Genomic DNA, 17,089 nt, shown 5'->3' with positions numbered 1-17,089 from the left:
GCAGGTGGGGCTAGCCCCACCCGGGAGATGCCCGCGGGCACCATGTCGCCCACCTCTCCGGGGGACGATGCTTGTGCCATCGACCCCGGAGAGGAGCACGACCATGAGTTCGCTAGCGGCCGAGCGGGAGCTGAGCAAGTCCGATCCGTCGTTCGGCGGCTCACTGGCCTACCTGCTGATGAACCTTCCGATGGGTGTGTGCGCGTTCGCGCTCCTGATGGCGTTCATCTGGGCGGGCATCGGCACGGCGATCGTCTGGATCGGGTTGCCCATCCTCGCGCTGGTGATCCTGTCGGTCCGCGGGGCGGCCCGGATGGAACGCGCCAGGGTGTACGCGCTGCTCGACCGCTACATCGACCTGCCGTACCTCCCGTTGCCCGCCGCCGGCCAGTCGGTGCGGTGGAAGGCGCGGTTGAAGGACGGCTCGACCTGGCGCGACCTCGGCTACTTCTTCCTGCTCTTCCCGCTCGGGATCATCGAGTTCGTCCTGGTCACGGCGTTCTGGTCGACCAGTCTCGGCCTCGTCGGCCTGCCGATCTACTACCGGTTCCTGCCGGGCGGCGCGTACCGCTTCCCGAACTGGGACGTTCCGTGGTTCACCGTCGACTCGACGGTCTCGGCCTTGCCTTGGGCCGCTCTCGGTGTGCTGTGCATCGCGCTCTCGGTAGCGTTGACGAAGGCGCTGGCCGGGATGCACGCCCGGCTGGCGACGGCGCTGCTCGGGCCCACTCACGCCCAGCGCCGCCGTCTGGAGGATTCATGGGGCGAGGTTCCGACGATGAGCACGGTGAACGGATGACGGTCGACCAGCAGATCCAGCACGTCGAGATTCCGCGTCCGCGGCCCTTGAAGTCGATCGTCTACATGATCGTCAGCTTCGTCCTGCGGCTGCTCCAGTTCGTCTTGATCATCACCGGCCTGTCGGTCGGCATCGCGACGGTGGCGGTGTGGATCGGCTTCCCGATCCTCTTGGCCACGACCAACTTCATCCGCTGGTCCGCCGACCGCGAGCGCGGCTGGGCGCGGAAGATGCTCGGCACCCCGCTGGAGCCGGTCGAACGCCTCCCGTTGGAGGGTCTTTCGCTGGTCAAGCGCTGGCTGACCCGGCTGACGGACCCGACGACCTGGCGCGACCTCGCGTACTTGATGGTGGCGTTCCCGCTGGCCTGCCTGGAACTCCCCATCGCGCTGGCGTCCATCGTGCTGCTGCCGATGGCGATCTGGGTGACGCCGTGGATCGGCTGGCTGCACGGCAACCTGGCGTTCACCTTCCTCGGCCCGAACCGCACGCAGCGGCTGGAGCAGAAGGCCGAGCGGCTGCAGGCGTCGCGGGCTCGTGGCGTCGACGCCGCCGAGGCCGAACGCCGCCGCATCGAGCGTGACCTGCACGACGGCGCGCAGCAGCGCTTGGTCGCCGTCGCCATGAGCCTCGGCCGCGCGAAGTCGAAGTTCGACAACGATCCGGACGCCGTCCGCGATCTGATCGACGAAGCGCACCTCGACGCCAAGCTCGCGGTGTCGGAACTGCGCGACCTCGCCCGGGGCATCTACCCCGCCGTCCTCGGCGACCGGGGCCTCGACGCGGCGCTGTCCGCGCAGGCCGCGAAGTCCCCCATCCACGTCGACGTCCAGGTGGACGTCGAGCCGCGGCCGCCCGCCGCGGTCGAGACGACGGCGTACTTCATCGTCGGCGAGACGCTGACGAACATCGCGAAGCACGCCGGAGCGACCGAAGCAGGCGTAAAGGTGTGGCGCTCCGACTCGATGGTGATCGTCGAGATCACCGACAACGGCCACGGTGGCGCCGAGGTCCGGCCCGGCGGCGGTCTCGCCGGTCTCGCCGACCGCGCGGCCACGATCGACGGCGTCATCACCGTCGTCAGCCCGCCCGGTGGCCCGACGGTGATTCGCGCGGACCTGCCGTGTCAATGGTGACCCGCTCGTGAGTGAATAGGCTCTGCCATTCACTCACGACGCTGGGGGCAGGATGCGGGTTGTCATCGCCGAGGACGCGGTTCTGTTGCGCGAGGGGGTGATCCGGCTGCTCGCCGACGAGAAGATCGAGACCGTCGCGGCCGTGGACAACGGCGACGATCTGCTGGGCGCGGTCAAGGAACACCGGCCGGATCTCGCGATCGTCGACGTACGGATGCCGCCCACCTTCACCGACGAGGGCCTGCGCGCGGCGTTGGGTGCCCGTGAGGCGATCCCCGGACTGCCCGTTCTGGTGCTGTCGCAGTACGTCGAAGAGAGCTACGCCGTCGAGCTCCTGTCCGGCGGCGCGGGCGGAGTCGGTTACCTGCTCAAGGAACGCGTCGCCGACGTCGGGGATTTCCTCGACGCGGTCAAGCGCGTCGCCGGCGGCGGCACGGCCATCGACCCGGACGTCATCGCGCAACTGATGGCCCGAGGCCGCAAGAACCCCCTCGACGCGCTCACCGCGCGCGAATCCGAGGTGCTCGGGCTGATGGCGCAGGGGCTGTCCAACAACGCCATCGCGAACTCGCTCGTCGTCTCGCACGGCGCCGTCGAGAAGCACATCGGCAACATCTTCTCCAAGCTCGGCCTCGAAGCGAGCTCTGAAGAACATCGCCGCGTCCGCGCGGTCCTCACTTACTTAGGACGCTGAAGTAGCTCTTGGTGGCGAAGCCGTCACTCACCTAACATGGGCAGACTGTTGGTGAGTGACGAGCCGAACCGAGGAGGACCCATGACCGACCGGCCCTCCCACAGCGCCCGCTTCTTCGGCGGGCCACTCGACGGACGTGTCCAGGAACTCGGTGACACCGAGCCGGTCGCGGGCACCGTTCTCAAGCACGTCCATCTGCACGACGGGCCCAAGATCGAAACCCGGTACGAACTCGGCCGCGCCGAGGACGACTGCTGGGAGTTCCGGCTGTGTTCCGCCCCGGTTCCGGAGCCCGCGCCACGGCCGGAGCCCGAATCGGACGGTGTGGGGTAGGGAAAACTCCACCTTCGAAGGGCGAAAACCGGAAGATCGATACGGCGGCCCACCCCGCTGTTTTCGCGGCCCTGAAGCACCAGGCTCATTTCCATGCACACGAGCCAGAAACAGGGCCGCGACAGGTTCCTGGACATCGTCCGAGCGGTCGCGATCCTCGCGGTCGTCGTCCAGCACTGGGGCATGCCGGTGCTCTCCTACGCCGACGGCCATCTCTCCACCGGGAACGCCCTCGCGACGCCCGGCTGGTGGGTTTTGACCTGGCTGTCGCAAGTAATGCCCTTGGTTTTCTTCGCCGGTGGCGCGGCGAACCTGATCTCCTTGGGCCGCGCGGAAAGTTCGCGGTCCTGGCTCGCGGCCCGCCTCAAGCGGCTGATGATCCCGGTGCTGCCGCTCGTGGCCGTCTGGCTCTTCGTCCCGGACATCCTGCGGGGCATGGGGATCCCGGAGCAGCCGCTTCAGGTCGGCGGTGCGATCGCCGCGCAGCTGCTGTGGTTCCTGGCCGTGTACGTGCTCACCGTGCTGCTCACCCCGATGCTGGCCGCGGCGCATCGCCGCTGGGGTCTCAAGGTCCCGCTCGTGATGCTCGCCGCCGCCGTCCTCGTCGACGTCGCCCGCTTCAACGACCTCGGCCTGATCGGTTTCGCGAACGCCGTCTTCGTCTGGATGGCCGTGCACCAACTCGGTTTCCACTACACCCAGGGCCGTCTCGGCGCGCTGAGCCGCAACGCCGCGCTGGGCATGTCCGCCGCCGGTTTCGGCATCACCGCGCTGATGGTCGCCTTCGGTCCGTACCCCGCGAGCATGATCGGCATGCCGGGCGCCCCGGTGTCGAACATGAGCCCGCCGACCGTGCTGCTGGCCTTCCTCGCGATCGGCCAGATCGGGCTCCTGCTGGCCTTCAAACCGCAGCTGAACGCCTTGGCCGCCCGCCCGAACCTGGACGCCGCCCTGAAGTGGATCGGCCCGCGGTTCATGAGCGTCTACCTGTGGCACATGCCCGCCCTGATCGTCGTCTCCGGCGTCGCGGTCTACGGCCTGGGTTACGAGACCCCCGAACCGGGTTCCGTGCTGTGGCTGACGATGGTCCCGGCCTGGCTCGGTGCCTGCGGGCTGGTGCTGCTCGGTCTCCTGCGGCTCTTCGCCCGCTTCGAAACGCAGAGCTCCGGCCCGGCTTCGACCGCGCAGACGCCTCAGCTCGTCGTGGCCGGACTGGCGATCGCCGGCGGCCTGCTCGGACTGGCCGCGCACGGTTTCGCCCCGCTGAGCGACGGTCTCGCGCAGGGCCCGGTGCCGTGGGTCGCGCTGGCGACGGGCGGATTCCTCTTGGCGGGCAAGCAGATCCCGGTCTCGGACCTGGGGACGCGACTGCTCGGCCGCGCGGTGGCCGTCACCGAGGTGGCCCAGCTCAAACGCTGAGCAGTTTCGCGGGGGTGTCGTGCAGCACCGCTCGCAGGAACGGCTCACCCAGGCGATCGTCGGCGGCCCAGCCGGCGATCGCCTGCAGCTGTGTGGCGTAGGAGTACGGGATGTTGGGGAAGTCGGTGCCGAGGACGACGCGATCCGGGAACTCCGCCAGCAGGTCCGTCCAGTCCGGTGGGAGCGGGTTGCCGCGCTCGGTGAACTCCACCCCGACCATCGTGGTGTCGAGGTACACGCGCGGATACTTCCGTGCCAGCTCGAAGGCGAAGTCGATCTCCGGCATGCCGGCGTGCGCGAGCACCAGCGTCAGAGCGGGATGCCGCACGAGGATCTCTTCGAACAGTCGTAGCCCGGTGTAGGCGCCCTTCAACGGTCCGTGTCCACAGTGGACGACCACCGGGACGCCCGCGTCCGCCAACGCGCCCCAGACGCCGTCCAGCAGCTCGTCACGCGGGTCGTAGGCGCCGACCTGGACGTGCGCCTTGAAGCAGCGGGCGCCCGCGCGCAGCGCACCGTCCACAACGGACAACGCCGACGGCTCCGGGTAGAAGGTGCCCGTCGGCACGGCGTCCGGGACGCGTTCGGCGAACTCCAGCGCCCAGGACGTCAGCCATTCCGCCATCCCCGGCTTGTGCGGATAGACCAGCGGCGCGAACTTGCGCACGCCGAACGAGCGCAGCGTTGCGATCCGCTCTTCTTCCGACGTCCGGTAGTGCACCGGCCAGGCCATGCCGTAGTGCTCTTCGGCCTGGTCGAAGTAGGCCCACACCTTGTCCATCACCGGCTTCGGCAGGAAGTGCAGGTGAAGGTCCACGAGCCCGTCGATGCCCAGCGCCGAGATCCACCCGGGGATCTCGGCGTCCGAGGCGGGTCCGTGGATCAATCGTTGTACCGGCCCTTCAGCGCCCGGCCCAGGGCCCGGCTGATGGTGCGGTCCGCGTCACGCTTCGAGATGTCCTGGCGCTTGTCGTAGGACTTCTTGCCCTTGGCCAGCGCGATCTCGACCTTGACCTTGCCGTCCTTGAAGTACATCGACAGCGGGACCAGGGAAAGCCCGCTCTCCTTGGTCTTGCCGATGAGCCGCTCGATCTCCTGGCGGTGCAGCAGCAGTTTCCGGGTGCGCCGCGGCGTGTGGTTCGTCCAGGTGCCCTGCACGTACTCCGGGATGTGCACGTTGCGCAGCCAGACCTCGCCGTCGTCCACCGTGGCGAACGCGTCGGCCAGTGATGCCCGTCCTTCACGCAGGCTCTTCACCTCGGTACCGACGAGCACGAGACCGGCTTCGTAGGTATCGAGGATGGAGTAATCGTGGCGAGCCTTGCGGTTCGACACGATCACCTTGTGTCCACGTTCCTTGGGCATAACGGCGACTCTACGTGAGTTTCTGTGTTCGGGCAGGTGGTTATCGGGGCGGCTAGTGGCGCACGTACAGGCGCAGCGTCACGTAGCCGGTGATCGCCGAAATGATGACCGAGACGGCGAGCAGGATCGGCGCCACCGGGAACAGCAATTCGAGCATGCCGACCGCGGGGAACACGTCACCGGTGAGCACCAAGTCGAGCAACAGCACCTTGGTGAGCACGAGGAAGACGATGCCGATGATCGCACCGACAAGGCCGGCGACCACCGCCTCCAGGAGGAACGGCAGCTGCGTGTACCAGCGGGTCGCGCCGACCAGGCGCATGATGCCGACCTCGGTGCGCCGGGTGAACGCCGACACCTGGATCGTGTTGGCGATCAGCAGCAGCGCGGCGATGGCCATGATCAGCGCGGCGCCGAAGGCCAGGTTCCGCACACCGTTGAGCGCGTTGAACACGCGGTCCAGCGCCTTCTGCTGGTCGTCGACCTTGCTGACGCCGGGTTTGCCGGTGTACTCCTGGATGATCGCCTGGCTGCGTTCCGGGTTCTTCAGCTTCACGTGCAGGGACGCGGGCAGCGCCTCCGGCCCGGTCAGCGCGAGCAGTTCCGGCTGGCTCTCGAACATTTTCTTGAACCGCTCGTAGGACTGCTCGCGGTTCTCGAACACGACGGACTCGACGCCGTCGTTGCCCTGGAGGTCCTGGCGCAGCGACTGGCAGGCGGACTGCGAGCAGTTCGGGTCACCCGAGCTGATGTCGTTGACCAGATAGACCGAAACCTCGACGTCGGCGAGGAAGTTGGCCTTCATCTTGTCGATCGTTCCGACGGCCAGCAGACCGAAGCCGAGCATGGCGAGGGAGACCGCGGTGGTGAGGATCATCGCGATGGTCATCGTGACGTTCCGGCGCAGGCCGGTGACTACCTCGCTGAAGACGAAACTGGCGCGCATCGGGGTTGCTGTCCCTTGGAAGTCGTGGGTTACGGAGGAGGGCGGGGCCGGTCAGCGGCCGATGCCGTAGACGCCTCGGGCGTCGTCACGGATGACCTTGCCGAGCTGAAGCTCGACGACCCTTCGCCGCATCGAGTCCACGATCGAATGGTCGTGGGTGGCCATCAGCACCGTCGTGCCGGTGCGGTTGATCCGCTCCAGCAGCAACATGATGTCCTGGCTGGTGTCGGGGTCCAGGTTCCCGGTCGGTTCGTCGGCGAGCAGCACGAGCGGGCGGTTCACGAACGCGCGGGCGATCGCGACACGCTGCTGCTCACCACCGGAGAGTTCGTTGGGGAGGCGGTCGGCCTTGCCGTCGAGGCCGACGAGTTCGAGGACCTCGGGCACGACCTTGCGGATCGTGGGGCGCGGCTTGCCGATGACTTCGAGCGCGAACGCGACGTTCTCGGCGACGGTCTTGTTCGACAGCAGGCGGAAGTCCTGGAAGACGCAGCCGATGGTCTGCCGCAGACGCGGCACCCGGCGACGGGCGAGCTTGGCGACGTCGAAGTTGGAGACCATCACGCGACCCTTGCTCGGCACCTCTTCGCGCAGCAGGAGACGCAGGAAGGTCGACTTCCCGGACCCCGAGGGACCGATCAGGAAGACGAACTCACCTTTGTCGATCTCGACCGACACCCTTTCGAGGGCGGGACGGGTCGAGGTCTTGTAGACCTTGGAAACCTCTTCGAGCCGGATCACGGTTCGGCATACTACCCATGTCGGTCGTTAAGCCCGGGTAGCCCGGTCCCGGCGGCCAAGCGAGCAAGGGACCTTTGCTGTCACTCTCTTCCGGAAAGTGACAGCAAAGGTCCCTTGCTCTCTCACGCAGGGTTGTTACGCGGCTCCGGACTGCTTGCGCCAGCGGATGCCCGCCTCCAGGAAACCGTCGATCTCACCGTCGAGAACGGACGACGGGTTGCCGACCTCGAACTCGGTCCGCAGGTCCTTGACCATCTGATACGGGTGCAGCACGTAGGAGCGCATCTGGTTGCCCCAGCTGGAGCCGCCGTCCTTGAGCGCGTCCATCTCGGCGCGCTCCTCCTCCTTCTTCCGCAGCAGCAGCCGCGCCTGGAGGACCTTCATCGCGGCCGCCTTGTTCTGCAGCTGCGACTTTTCGTTCTGGCACGAAACGACCACACCGGTCGGGATGTGCGTGATGCGCACCGCCGAATCCGTCGTGTTGACGCTCTGGCCACCGGGGCCGGACGAGCGGTACACGTCGACGCGGATGTCCTTCTCGGGGATGTCGACGTGGTCGACCTCCTCGACCTCGGGCATCACCTCGACGTGTGCGAAGGAGGTCTGGCGACGGCTCTGGTTGTCGAACGGCGAGATGCGCACCAGCCGGTGCGTGCCCTGCTCGACCGAGAGCGTGCCGTAGACGTAAGGCGCGGTCACCTTGAACGTGGCGGACTTGATGCCCGCCTCTTCGGCGTAGGAGATGTCGTAGACGTCCGTCGGGTAGTGGTGCCGCTCCGCCCAGCGCAGGTACATCCGGAGCAGCATCTCGGCCCAGTCGGCCGCGTCCACGCCACCCGCTTCGGACCGGATGGTGATCACGGCGTTCCGCTGGTCGTATTCACCCGACAGCAGCGTGCGGACCTCGAGGCCGTCGATGTCCTTGGTGAGCGCCGTGAGCTCGGACTCGGACTCGGTCACGCTGGCGGAGTCGCCCTCGGCCTCGGCCAGTTCATAGAGGACGCCCAGGTCGTCGAGCCGCTGCCGCAGCTCGGAAATGCGTCGCAGCTCACTCTGCCGGTGGGACAACTGGCTGGTGACCTTCTGCGCCGCTTCGGGGTCGTCCCAGAGGTTCGGGCTGGACGCCTGTTCCTCCAGCTCGGCCACCTGGGCACGCAGCGCGTCCAGGTCCATCACCGACTCGATCTGCGTCAGCTTGCCGGTCAGGTCCTTCAGGGCCGCATCGAACTCATCACTCACGTCGGCCAAGGTTACGGCAAAACCCACGGCCGGTTGCGGGGAACCGGCCGTGGGTACCTGTCCGGGTCAGGACTGGGGGATGGAATCCAGCAGTTTCAGTGCCGCTTTCGCCTGTGCCTGCGCGAACTCGGCGACCGCCTTGGCGTAGGGGCCGTCGGCACCCTTGGTGGCGGCCTTGGCCTCGTCGAGCTGCTGGGTGTAGCTGGCGCGCGCCGACTCGAGGAGGGTCGAGCGCTGCTTCACCGTCAGCGAACCGGCGTGCACGAGACGCAGGATCAGCGGGCTGCGGAGGTGGTCAGGACCGGCTTCGGAGGACAGCCACGTCTTGAACGCCTTCTTGCCCGCCGCGGTGATGAGGTACTGCTGGCTCGACCGCGGGCCCTGCTTGCCGAGGCGGACGAGGCCCTCCTTCGACAAGGCGGGGAGCTCCCGGTACACCTGGCTGCGGGTCACGCTGAAGAAGGCGCCGAAACGCTCACCCGCCCCCGCGACCAGTTGCCCGCCCGTGGCGGGACCGTCGTGGAGAAGACCGAGCAGTGCGGCGGCTGTTGCATTCAATTCGGACACGTACTCTACGGTCCCACTTTTCCGAACCTGTGTCCACTGTGGTCAGCACATCTGTCCATTGTGGCTAGTGATATGCGCTCATTCGGCCCAACGCACTACGCCTGTCCACAATGGACCGGACACGCTGCGCAACCGGCCTTCGCCACGGACAGCGGTACGCGTCCCCCGCCCCGCCCAACGACGGCGGGTGATCGACCCGGAGGGCACACGCGCCACGAAACCGGAAAACAAAGAGGCGCGGGTCTGCGATTTCCGCAGACCCGCGCCTTGTTTTCTCTGTAGCGGGGACAGGATTTGAACCTGCGACCTCTGGGTTATGAGCCCAGCGAGCTACCGAGCTGCTCCACCCCGCGTCGTTGTGTTAATAGATTACATGGGGGCGAAACCGGGTTTCAGGGGGGTACCCTTAACTTTCCGAAGGGCCTTTGACCTGGCTTTATGGCGAAACTTTGTCATCCAGCCAAGCGAAGACGCCGTCGAGCACCATGGTCAGCCCGTCGTCGAACCTGCCCTCGACGTCCTCGTCGAAGACCCAGACCGTGGACGTCGTGTCATAACGCGGGTCCCGCTCGCCCGGCACCGGGTAAACGGCCTGCTCTTCGATGGTGAAGCCGATGACGTAGCTGTAGACGGTGAACAACGCTCGTCCGACCAGGTACTGCTTCAGTCCCGCGTCGACACGAGACTGGAGCGGATTGTCGGTGAGCAGGGTGTCGTCGGTCAGGAATGTTCCGGAAAAGACCTTCGCGCCGTCACGGTAAGCGAGCATCATCCGGCGCATCTGCCGTGACGCCAATTCGAGAGACTCCCGCTCTCCCACGACTCCCGGCGTGCGACCGGGCATGGCGTCGGCGTACATCAGCGTCGCCATCTCGTCGAGCAGCTCCTGCTTGTTCTTCACATGCCAGTAGAGCGCCGGCGCCTTGACCCCCAGTTCCTGCGCGATCAGGCGCAGCGTGAGCCCGTTGAGCCCGACTTCGTTGAGCAGCCGTAGCCCGGCGCGGACGATGTCCTGCCTGGTCAGACCCACTTTTTAACCCGCCTCCCGCCGTATCGCCTTGACAATTTAACGATGTTAAGGGCACGCTGGGCTCAGGTCAATTTAACGTCGTTAAGGAGTGGTATGAACAACCTGGGGACGGACGTGATCGTGGCCGGAGCGGGGCCGACCGGGCTGATGCTCGCCAACGAACTCGCGCTCGCCGGCGTCGATGTGGTGGTACTGGAACGGGATCCACGGCGGACCGGCCTGTCGAAAGCGCTGAACCTGCAGCCGCGTACTGCGGAAATGCTGGAACTACGGGGACTTCTGGACGGCGCCGAAGACCGCTCGTACGCCACGGTCGGTGACGGGCACTTCGCGATGATCCCCGTCGGCTACGACGGCTGGGGCACGCGATTCCCGTACCAGCTGGGGATTCCGCAGGCGGAGATCGAGGAGCACCTCGAGGAACGGCTTGCCGCACAAGGAACGAAGGTGCTGCGCGCCAGCGAAGTAATCGGTTTCGTGCAGGACAAGGACTCTGTGACTGTCCGGTACCGAACAGACGGTGGCGAGAACCTGCTGCGCGCGAAGTTCCTCGTCGGCTGCGATGGATCTCGAAGTGTTGTACGCAAAGGACTCGGCGTGGACTTTCCCGGTGTGGACGGTGAAGGTTTCGGCGTGGTCGCGGATGTCCTGTTCGACAAAGTGCCTGACGGTGCGCAAAAACAGTGGCGAACGATGCGCAACATCGGTGAGCCGACCGGCGAAACGACGTTCAAAGGCCTGATTCCGTTGGGAGAACCGGGTCTTTACCGCTTCACGTACGGCGACAGGGCCTCGCGGCCTGCGGACATGCGGTCCGCCGTCTCGCACGACGAGGTCCGGCAGGCGGTGCTCGACTCGTACGGCGCCTCCTCGACGGTGGCGGAAATCCGGTGGGCGTCACGGTTTTCCGACGCGGCACGGCAAGCGGCGCAGTACCGCGCCGAGCGGGTCCTGCTGGCGGGCGATGCCGCGCACATCCATTTCCCCGCGGGTGGTCAGGGGTTGAACCTGGGCGTACAGGACGCGATGAACCTGGGCTGGAAGCTCGCCGCGACGGTGCACGGCTGGGCCGGTGACGAGCTGCTCGACACGTACGAGGCCGAACGGCACCCTGTCGGCGCTCAGGTACTCCATAACGTCGCCGCGCAGTTAGGACTGACTCCGCGGTCTCACGAGACTCGCGCGCTTCGCGCCTTCTTCGCTGATCTGGTCGAACTGCCCGAGGTGAACCGGTACCTGGCGGGCATGGTCTCCGGTCTCGGGATCCGCTACACGACCTATGGGACGTCGCATCCGGCGCTCGGCTCGCGGCTCACCGACCAGGACGTCACCACCGCGACCGGCCCGCTTCGCCCCAGCTCGCTCTTCCACAAGGGCGACTTCGTGCTCCTGACGACCACTCAGGACCACGTCGAGCCCGCCCGGGCCCACTCGACACGGCTGACGACCCAGCTCGTCACAGAGCTCCCCTGGCCCTCTACCGAGGCCGTCCTGTACCGCCCCGACGGCTACGCCTGCTGGACCGCCCCCACGCGCACGCGATAGCAAAGGTCCCCCGCTCCCCCGCCGACCGGCGATACCAAAGGTCCCTCGCTCCCCCGCGACACCAAAGGTCCCCCGCTACCCCGGCCCAGCTCCGGGCACCTGCGCCACCGACCACCTGGGGGTCCAGGGGGCGAAGCCCTCCTGGCGGGGGTCCGGGGGTTCGACCCCCGTAGAAATGCGAAAGAGGCGTGTGTCCGCGTTTCCGCGGACACACGCCTCCAACCTCTGTAGCGGGGACAGGATTTGAACCTGCGACCTCTGGGTTATGAGCCCAGCGAGCTACCGAGCTGCTCCACCCCGCGTCGTGACACCTACCTTACGCCTGCGTTTCCAGCAGGCGCAAAGCAGGTGCCCTTTAGGTAAGCGACGTCACCCTCCGGGCTGGCCGGAGGTCGGCGGCGCACCGGATGCCGGCGGGCTGGCCTTGGCCGACTCGTAAGCCTTGGAGGCGGCTTCGAGTGCGGCGAGGGCGGTTCCCTGGTCGGCGTAATTGCCGGACTGCTGGGCGGCGCGGAACTTGATCCAGGCGTCGTGCATGTCGCCCGCGGCCTTGTCGAGCGCCGGGTTGCCGCCGGCAGGCGGCTGCGGTGTCGTCGTGCCCGGCGGTTGCGGCGTCGTGGGTCCTGGGGTGCCGCCGGTCTGAGGCGGTGTGACTCCGGAACCCGTACCGGCACCGAAGACCTGATCGAGTGCTTCGTTGAGCGTCGGCGCGAAGCCGATCTTGGTGCCGTAGGAGACGAGGACGCGGGCCAGCTGCGGATAGCTCAGTTGGTTCCGTTGCCGGATGTAGACCGGTTCCACGTAGAGGAAGCCGTTGGCGACGGGCAGCGTGATCAGGTTTCCGTAGGTGACCGTGACGTTCGGGTTGTTGAAGAGCGTCCGGTCCTGCGCGACCCGCGGGTCACTCTGGAATCTGTTCTGGACCTGGACGGGGCCGTCGACCTGGGTCGACCCACTCGCCCCCGTGGGCAGTCTCAGCACCCTCATTCGCCCGTAGTCTTCGGGATCCGAGGACACCGACATCCAGGCCGCCAGGTACTGACGTTGGAGACCGGTGAGCGAACTGGTGAGCTGGAACCGCGACCTGGTGTCGCCCGGCGCGGTGGCCAGGACGTAGTAACCGGGCTGGTTGGCGATGCCGGAGGCGGACGCGTTCACGCCGCCTTCCTGCGTCGGATCCTGCGGAACACTCCAGAAGGCCTGCTGAGCGTAGAACTCGGCGGGGTTGTTCACGTGGTACTTCGACAGGAGTTCCCGCTGCACCTTGAAGAGGTCTTCGGGATAGCGGAAGTGCGACCGCAGGTCCGGGGAGATCTCGCTGCTCGGCTTGACCAGGCCCGGGAAGACCTTCTTCCAGGCGTTCAGCACCGGCTCGTTGTCCTCGACCCCGTACAGGGTCACGGTGCCGTCGAACGCGTCGACGGTGGCCTTGACCGAGTTGCGGATGTAGTTGATCGAGGAGTTCGCCTGGCGGGTGGTGCCGCTGAGCGAGTCGTTGGTCGCCTGCCCGAGCTGGGTCTGCTGGGCGTACGGGAAGTTGTTCATCGTCGTGTAGCCGTCGACGATCCAGATGATCTTGCCGTTGACGACCGCCGGGTACGGGTCACCGTCGAGGGTCAGCCACGGAGCGGCCTTGGCGACGCGTTCCCGCGGCTCGCGGTTGAACATGATCTTGGATCCGTCGCCGATGGCGTCGGAGAAGAGGATGTTCCGTTCCCCGTATTCGGCGGCGAAGACGAGCCGGTTGAACCAGTTGTCGATCGGCACGCCGCCGGAGCCCTTGTAGATGTAGGCGCGGTCGACGGCGGTGTCGTACTCGCCAGGTGCCTGTCCGGCCGTGCCGCCGACGATCGCGTACGCGGCGTCGCTCGCGAGCTCGCCGTAGTAGATGCGGGGCTCGTCCACCTTGATGCCCGGCTTGGTCGGGTCGGTCGAGCCAGCGCCCGACGGGTTCTGCGTGTCGCTGGTGGTCGCGATCGGGTAGCCGCCGTCGGAGTTGGCGTCCTTCAGCGCGCGGTCGATCGTGTTGGCCGGTGCGGCGACGAAACCGTTTCCGTGCGTGTAGACGAGGTGCTTGTTGATCCAGTTCGTCTGGTTGCCGGTGAGGCCCTCGGTCTTGATCTCCTTGGCCGCGACGATGTAGTCCTGCGTGACCCCGTTGAGGGTGTAGCGGTCAATGTCCAGCTTAGACGGGAAGCCGTAGAAGTTTTCACGGCCGACGCGCTGGGTGAAGGTGTCACTGAGGACGTTCGGGTCGAGGAGCCGGATGTTCGGGACGGTCCCCTTGTCCGCCTTGATCTCCGCGGAGGTCGCCTCGGACTTGCCGGTGTAGTCCTTGTACTCGACGTTGGTCAGGCCGAACGCCTGGCGCGTCGCGTCCATGTTGCGCTGGATCGACGCGGATTCCTTCTCGTTCGCGTTGGGACGCACCGAGAACTGGTCGAGCACCGCGGGCCACGCGACACCGACGAGCACGTTCGACAGGATCAGCAGCACCAGCGCGATCGCGGGGAGCTGCAGGTTGCGCAGGAACGCCCCGGCGAAGAACGCGACGGCACAGATCACCGAGATGCACAGGAGGATCAGCTTCGCGGGCAGGACCGCGTTCAGGTCGGTGTAGGTCGCACCGACGAACAGCGGCAATCCCCGGTCGGAGAGCAGCAGGTTGTAGCGGTCGAAGTAGTACTCGACCGCCTTCAGCAGCACGAAGATGCCGATGGTGATGGCGAGCTGGGCTCGGGTCGGGCCGGCGAGCTGACCGCCCTTGCCCGCGAGCCGGATGCCGCCGAAGACGTAGTGCGAGATCAGCGCACCGAAGAACGCGATGACGACCGCGATGAACAGCCAGCCCAGGAGCCAGTTGTAGAACGGCAGGTCGAAGGCGTAGAAGCCGACGTCGTTGCCGAACTCGGGATCGGTCTGGCCGAACGGCGTGCCGTTCAAGAACAGCTGCACGACCTGCCAGTCGCTCTGCGCGGACGCGCCGGCGATGAGCCCGGTGAGCACCGGGATGCCGATGCCGAACAGGCGGATCCGGCCGACGATCGCGGACCGGTAGCGCGCGAGCGGATCGTCGTTGCCGGAAATCGGCACGAAGACCGGCCTGCTCCGGTACGCGATCATCAAACTGATCGCGAGCGCGCCTCCCACCAAGAGCCCTACGGCGAAGAACAAGATGACGCGGGTGATCAACACCGTGCTGAACACGGTGCGGGCGCCGACTTCGCCGAACCACAACCAGTCGACATAGGTGTCGAGCAGTCTCGCGCCCAGCAGCAGGGCGAGGATGACTACGGCGGCGATGATGAGCAGTATCCGGCTGCGCCGGGACAGCTTCGGCAGGCTCACGGGGGGCCGAGTGGCCACTGCACACGCTCCTGGTTTGGTGAACTTTTCGCGGGGGCGCGCGTACCGCGTGCGGCCCCTGATGCTCTAACTCTACGGATGCCGTCGGAAGTTCCCGGAACCCGCCCAAACCGGACTCGGAAGGCCGTGGTCCGGGCCGCCTGGAACGATATGCCCATGGCACCGAGTGAGCAGCAGGGTGTGGCCGGCCTGGCCCGCGAAGTCGAGGAGTTCGTCGCCTCCGGAGGATGGGATCAACCGCCGCAGTTGTTCGCGCTGGTCCCGACCGCCGCGCTGCTGGACGAACAGCCCGAACTGGCCGGGCAACTCGACCCGTCGGCCCCGCTGACGCCGGTCGCCCAGGAGTCCCTGCCGGACGGCGACCTCGGGGAAGCGCTGGCGCAGATCGCGTGGCCCGATCTGGTCCTGGGCTGCGCACTCGCGCAGGAGATCATCGTGCTGCCGCCGGACGCGGAGGCCGAACTTCCGGCCGAGCCCGAGACCGATGCCGAACGCCTTCGCCAGGCGGCCGCCGACCACCCGCGCCGCACCGAAGCCCGGCTCGTGGCCGCGGTATTGCGGGACGGTTCCGGAGCGTGCGTCATGCGGCTTCGCGGTGTCGGACAGGCCGAAGAACCCGGTGACGTCCCTGTCGACGAAATCATCGAGAACCCGGAGCTGGCCCCTAACCTGCTCGAAGCCCTGAAGGCAACCTTGCAGCCCTGACCTGCGAAAAGAGAGCAAGGGACCTTTGGTATCGCCGGCCCCAGGAAACAGGCTGGGCGATACCAAAGGTCCCTTGCTCTCGTCGGTCGACCCCGCGGGCGATAGCAAAGGTCCCTTGCTCCCCCGGCGGTCAGCAGGAGGCGGTGGGCCGTCCCGCCTTGAGGTTCTCGAGCTGCGCGATCGCTTCGTCCAGCGTGGACACCTTGATCAGGTTCAGGCCGTCGGGCGCGGCGGTCTTCGCCTCGGCGCAGTTGTGCGCGGGCACGAGGAAGTCGGTGGCACCGGCCTCGCGAGCGCCGACCACCTTGAACGAGATGCCGCCGATCGCCCCGACGACGCCCTTCTCCGAGATCTCGCCCGTCCCGGCGATATGCCTGCCACCGGCGAGGTCGCCGGGCTCCATCTTGTCGACGATCGCGAGCGCGAACATCAGGCCCGCCGACGGGCCACCGACGTCCTGCAGCGAGATCTTCACGTCGAAGGGGACATCGGCGCGGTCCACCGCGGTCAGGCCCATGAAGCCCTCCGGGCCGTCGGGCCGCTGCGCCAGCGTGAGCGGCACGGTGCGCTCGGCCTGCCCGTCGGATTTGAAGGTGATCTGGACGGTCTGCCCGGGCTTCGTCCCGTTCAGCGCGGCCCGCACCTCGGTCGCCTCGGTGACCGTCTTCCCGTTGACCACCAGCAACCGGTCCCCGGGGGCGAGCACCTTGTCCGCCGGGCTGCCGGAGACGATCGTCTTCGCAAGCACCTTCACCGGGAACTTGCGGCGCAGCGCGGCGACCTGAGCGGCGGTCTGCGAGTCCTGCAGCTGCTGGATGTTCTCCTGGCGGACCTGCTCGTTGGTCTCACCCGGCTTGAAGTACTCCTCGCGCGGCGCCAGCGCGTACCGGCCGCTCGCCCAGAGCCCGAGCGCGTTGAACAGCGTGATGCCGCCATCGCGCAGGGAGACCGTCGTCATCCGCAGCTCACCGGAGGTCTGGAACATCTCGTGCCCGTTGACCTGGATCACCGACTGCCCGGCGGCGTCCTTGCCCAAGGTGTCGTAGGTCGGGCCGGGACTGATCGCCACGTACGGCACCGGGATGAAGAACCCGACCAGCGCGAAGGCGACGAACAACGCGCCGCTGACCAGCAGCGTCCAGCCGCGCCGGGTCAGCCGCCGTTCGGAGCGGTCCTGGTCACTCGCGGAGCCCGCACGGCTCCG

Annotated in this window: 16 protein-coding genes and 2 tRNA genes; 7 read left to right on the top strand and 11 right to left on the bottom strand. The window is 67.1% G+C overall.

Features of this window, described 5'->3' with window-relative positions; genetic code table 11:
• Nucleotides 1–103: 103 nt before the first annotated feature.
• From ACLJPX_RS42745 to ACLJPX_RS42725, 5 genes are all read left to right on the top strand, one after another.
• On the top strand, nucleotides 104–799 hold the full coding sequence (locus tag ACLJPX_RS42745; RefSeq protein ID WP_410605859.1) for a sensor domain-containing protein: 696 nt from the start codon (nucleotides 104–106) through the stop codon (nucleotides 797–799).
• On the top strand, nucleotides 796–1,935 hold the full coding sequence (locus ACLJPX_RS42740; RefSeq protein ID WP_410605858.1) for a sensor histidine kinase: 1,140 nt from the start codon (nucleotides 796–798) through the stop codon (nucleotides 1,933–1,935). The genes ACLJPX_RS42745 and ACLJPX_RS42740 overlap by 4 nt, the downstream gene beginning before the upstream one ends.
• Before the next feature lie 52 nt (nucleotides 1,936–1,987).
• Nucleotides 1,988–2,629, top strand: a complete 642-nt coding sequence (locus tag ACLJPX_RS42735) for a response regulator transcription factor (RefSeq protein WP_101612641.1) — start codon at nucleotides 1,988–1,990, stop codon at nucleotides 2,627–2,629.
• A gap of 81 nt (nucleotides 2,630–2,710) precedes the next feature.
• Nucleotides 2,711–2,962, top strand: a complete 252-nt coding sequence (locus ACLJPX_RS42730) for a hypothetical protein (RefSeq protein ID WP_101612640.1) — start codon at nucleotides 2,711–2,713, stop codon at nucleotides 2,960–2,962.
• Between the two features lie 93 nt (nucleotides 2,963–3,055).
• Nucleotides 3,056–4,381: an acyltransferase family protein gene (locus tag ACLJPX_RS42725; RefSeq protein ID WP_410605857.1), complete on the top strand. Its 1,326-nt coding sequence runs from the start codon at nucleotides 3,056–3,058 to the stop codon at nucleotides 4,379–4,381.
• Here ACLJPX_RS42725 and ACLJPX_RS42720 read toward each other — a convergent pair.
• The 8 genes from ACLJPX_RS42720 to ACLJPX_RS42685 form a co-directional block, all read right to left on the bottom strand.
• Nucleotides 4,371–5,267, bottom strand: coding sequence for an amidohydrolase family protein (locus ACLJPX_RS42720; protein ID WP_101612638.1), 897 nt, complete (start codon nucleotides 5,265–5,267; stop codon nucleotides 4,371–4,373). The genes ACLJPX_RS42725 and ACLJPX_RS42720 overlap by 11 nt on opposite strands.
• Nucleotides 5,264–5,746 (bottom strand): SsrA-binding protein SmpB, encoded by a 483-nt coding sequence (gene smpB / locus ACLJPX_RS42715; protein WP_101612637.1) that lies wholly within the window; start codon nucleotides 5,744–5,746, stop codon nucleotides 5,264–5,266. Before smpB ends, ACLJPX_RS42720 begins: the two co-directional genes overlap by 4 nt.
• 52 nt (nucleotides 5,747–5,798) lie before the next feature.
• A complete protein-coding gene (ftsX, locus tag ACLJPX_RS42710; RefSeq protein ID WP_125789209.1) occupies nucleotides 5,799–6,692 on the bottom strand; it encodes a permease-like cell division protein FtsX in 894 nt (297 codons plus the stop codon).
• 51 nt (nucleotides 6,693–6,743) lie between these two features.
• Complete coding sequence (gene ftsE, locus ACLJPX_RS42705; RefSeq protein ID WP_005168409.1) at nucleotides 6,744–7,433, bottom strand: cell division ATP-binding protein FtsE; 690 nt, start codon at nucleotides 7,431–7,433, stop codon at nucleotides 6,744–6,746.
• Between the two features lie 135 nt (nucleotides 7,434–7,568).
• The gene (prfB, locus tag ACLJPX_RS42700; RefSeq protein ID WP_101612635.1) at nucleotides 7,569–8,672 is read right to left on the bottom strand and encodes a peptide chain release factor 2; all 1,104 of its coding nucleotides are present in this window, start codon (nucleotides 8,670–8,672) and stop codon (nucleotides 7,569–7,571) included.
• A 66-nt stretch (nucleotides 8,673–8,738) separates the two neighbouring features.
• Nucleotides 8,739–9,239 (bottom strand): PadR family transcriptional regulator, encoded by a 501-nt coding sequence (locus ACLJPX_RS42695; RefSeq protein WP_020633847.1) that lies wholly within the window; start codon nucleotides 9,237–9,239, stop codon nucleotides 8,739–8,741.
• A gap of 279 nt (nucleotides 9,240–9,518) precedes the next feature.
• A tRNA-Met gene (locus ACLJPX_RS42690) sits at nucleotides 9,519–9,592 on the bottom strand.
• Nucleotides 9,593–9,675: 83 nt separating this feature from the next.
• On the bottom strand, nucleotides 9,676–10,269 hold the full coding sequence (locus ACLJPX_RS42685; protein WP_410605856.1) for a TetR family transcriptional regulator: 594 nt from the start codon (nucleotides 10,267–10,269) through the stop codon (nucleotides 9,676–9,678).
• A 93-nt stretch (nucleotides 10,270–10,362) separates the two neighbouring features.
• Here ACLJPX_RS42685 and ACLJPX_RS42680 point away from each other — a divergent pair, with 93 nt between their 5' ends.
• The gene (locus tag ACLJPX_RS42680) at nucleotides 10,363–11,814 is read left to right on the top strand and encodes an FAD-dependent monooxygenase (RefSeq protein WP_410605855.1); all 1,452 of its coding nucleotides are present in this window, start codon (nucleotides 10,363–10,365) and stop codon (nucleotides 11,812–11,814) included.
• Nucleotides 11,815–12,042: 228 nt separating this feature from the next.
• On the opposite strand, the gene ACLJPX_RS42675 is transcribed toward ACLJPX_RS42680, so the two are convergent.
• Both ACLJPX_RS42675 and ACLJPX_RS42670 read right to left on the bottom strand, forming a co-directional pair.
• Nucleotides 12,043–12,116: transfer RNA gene (locus tag ACLJPX_RS42675), tRNA-Met, on the bottom strand.
• Between the two features lie 67 nt (nucleotides 12,117–12,183).
• Entirely contained in the window at nucleotides 12,184–15,180 is a 2,997-nt protein-coding gene (locus ACLJPX_RS42670; protein WP_410605854.1) for a UPF0182 family protein, read from the bottom strand.
• A 156-nt stretch (nucleotides 15,181–15,336) separates the two neighbouring features.
• Here ACLJPX_RS42670 and ACLJPX_RS42665 point away from each other — a divergent pair, with 156 nt between their 5' ends.
• Entirely contained in the window at nucleotides 15,337–15,885 is a 549-nt protein-coding gene (locus ACLJPX_RS42665; protein ID WP_410605853.1) for a PPA1309 family protein, read from the top strand.
• A gap of 130 nt (nucleotides 15,886–16,015) precedes the next feature.
• Here ACLJPX_RS42665 and ACLJPX_RS42660 read toward each other — a convergent pair whose 3' ends face one another.
• Nucleotides 16,016–17,020 carry a PDZ domain-containing protein gene (locus tag ACLJPX_RS42660; RefSeq protein ID WP_184906094.1) on the bottom strand — a complete coding sequence of 335 codons (1,005 nt, stop codon included), beginning with the start codon at nucleotides 17,018–17,020 and terminating at the stop codon, nucleotides 16,016–16,018.
• Nucleotides 17,021–17,089 lie beyond the last annotated feature (69 nt).

The organism is Amycolatopsis sp. lyj-90 (assembly GCF_046549035.1).
Classification (GTDB): Bacteria; Actinomycetota; Actinomycetes; order Mycobacteriales; family Pseudonocardiaceae; genus Amycolatopsis.
The sequence above is the reverse complement of the archived record's forward strand: the minus strand, read 5'-3'. Positions and strand labels throughout refer to the sequence as shown.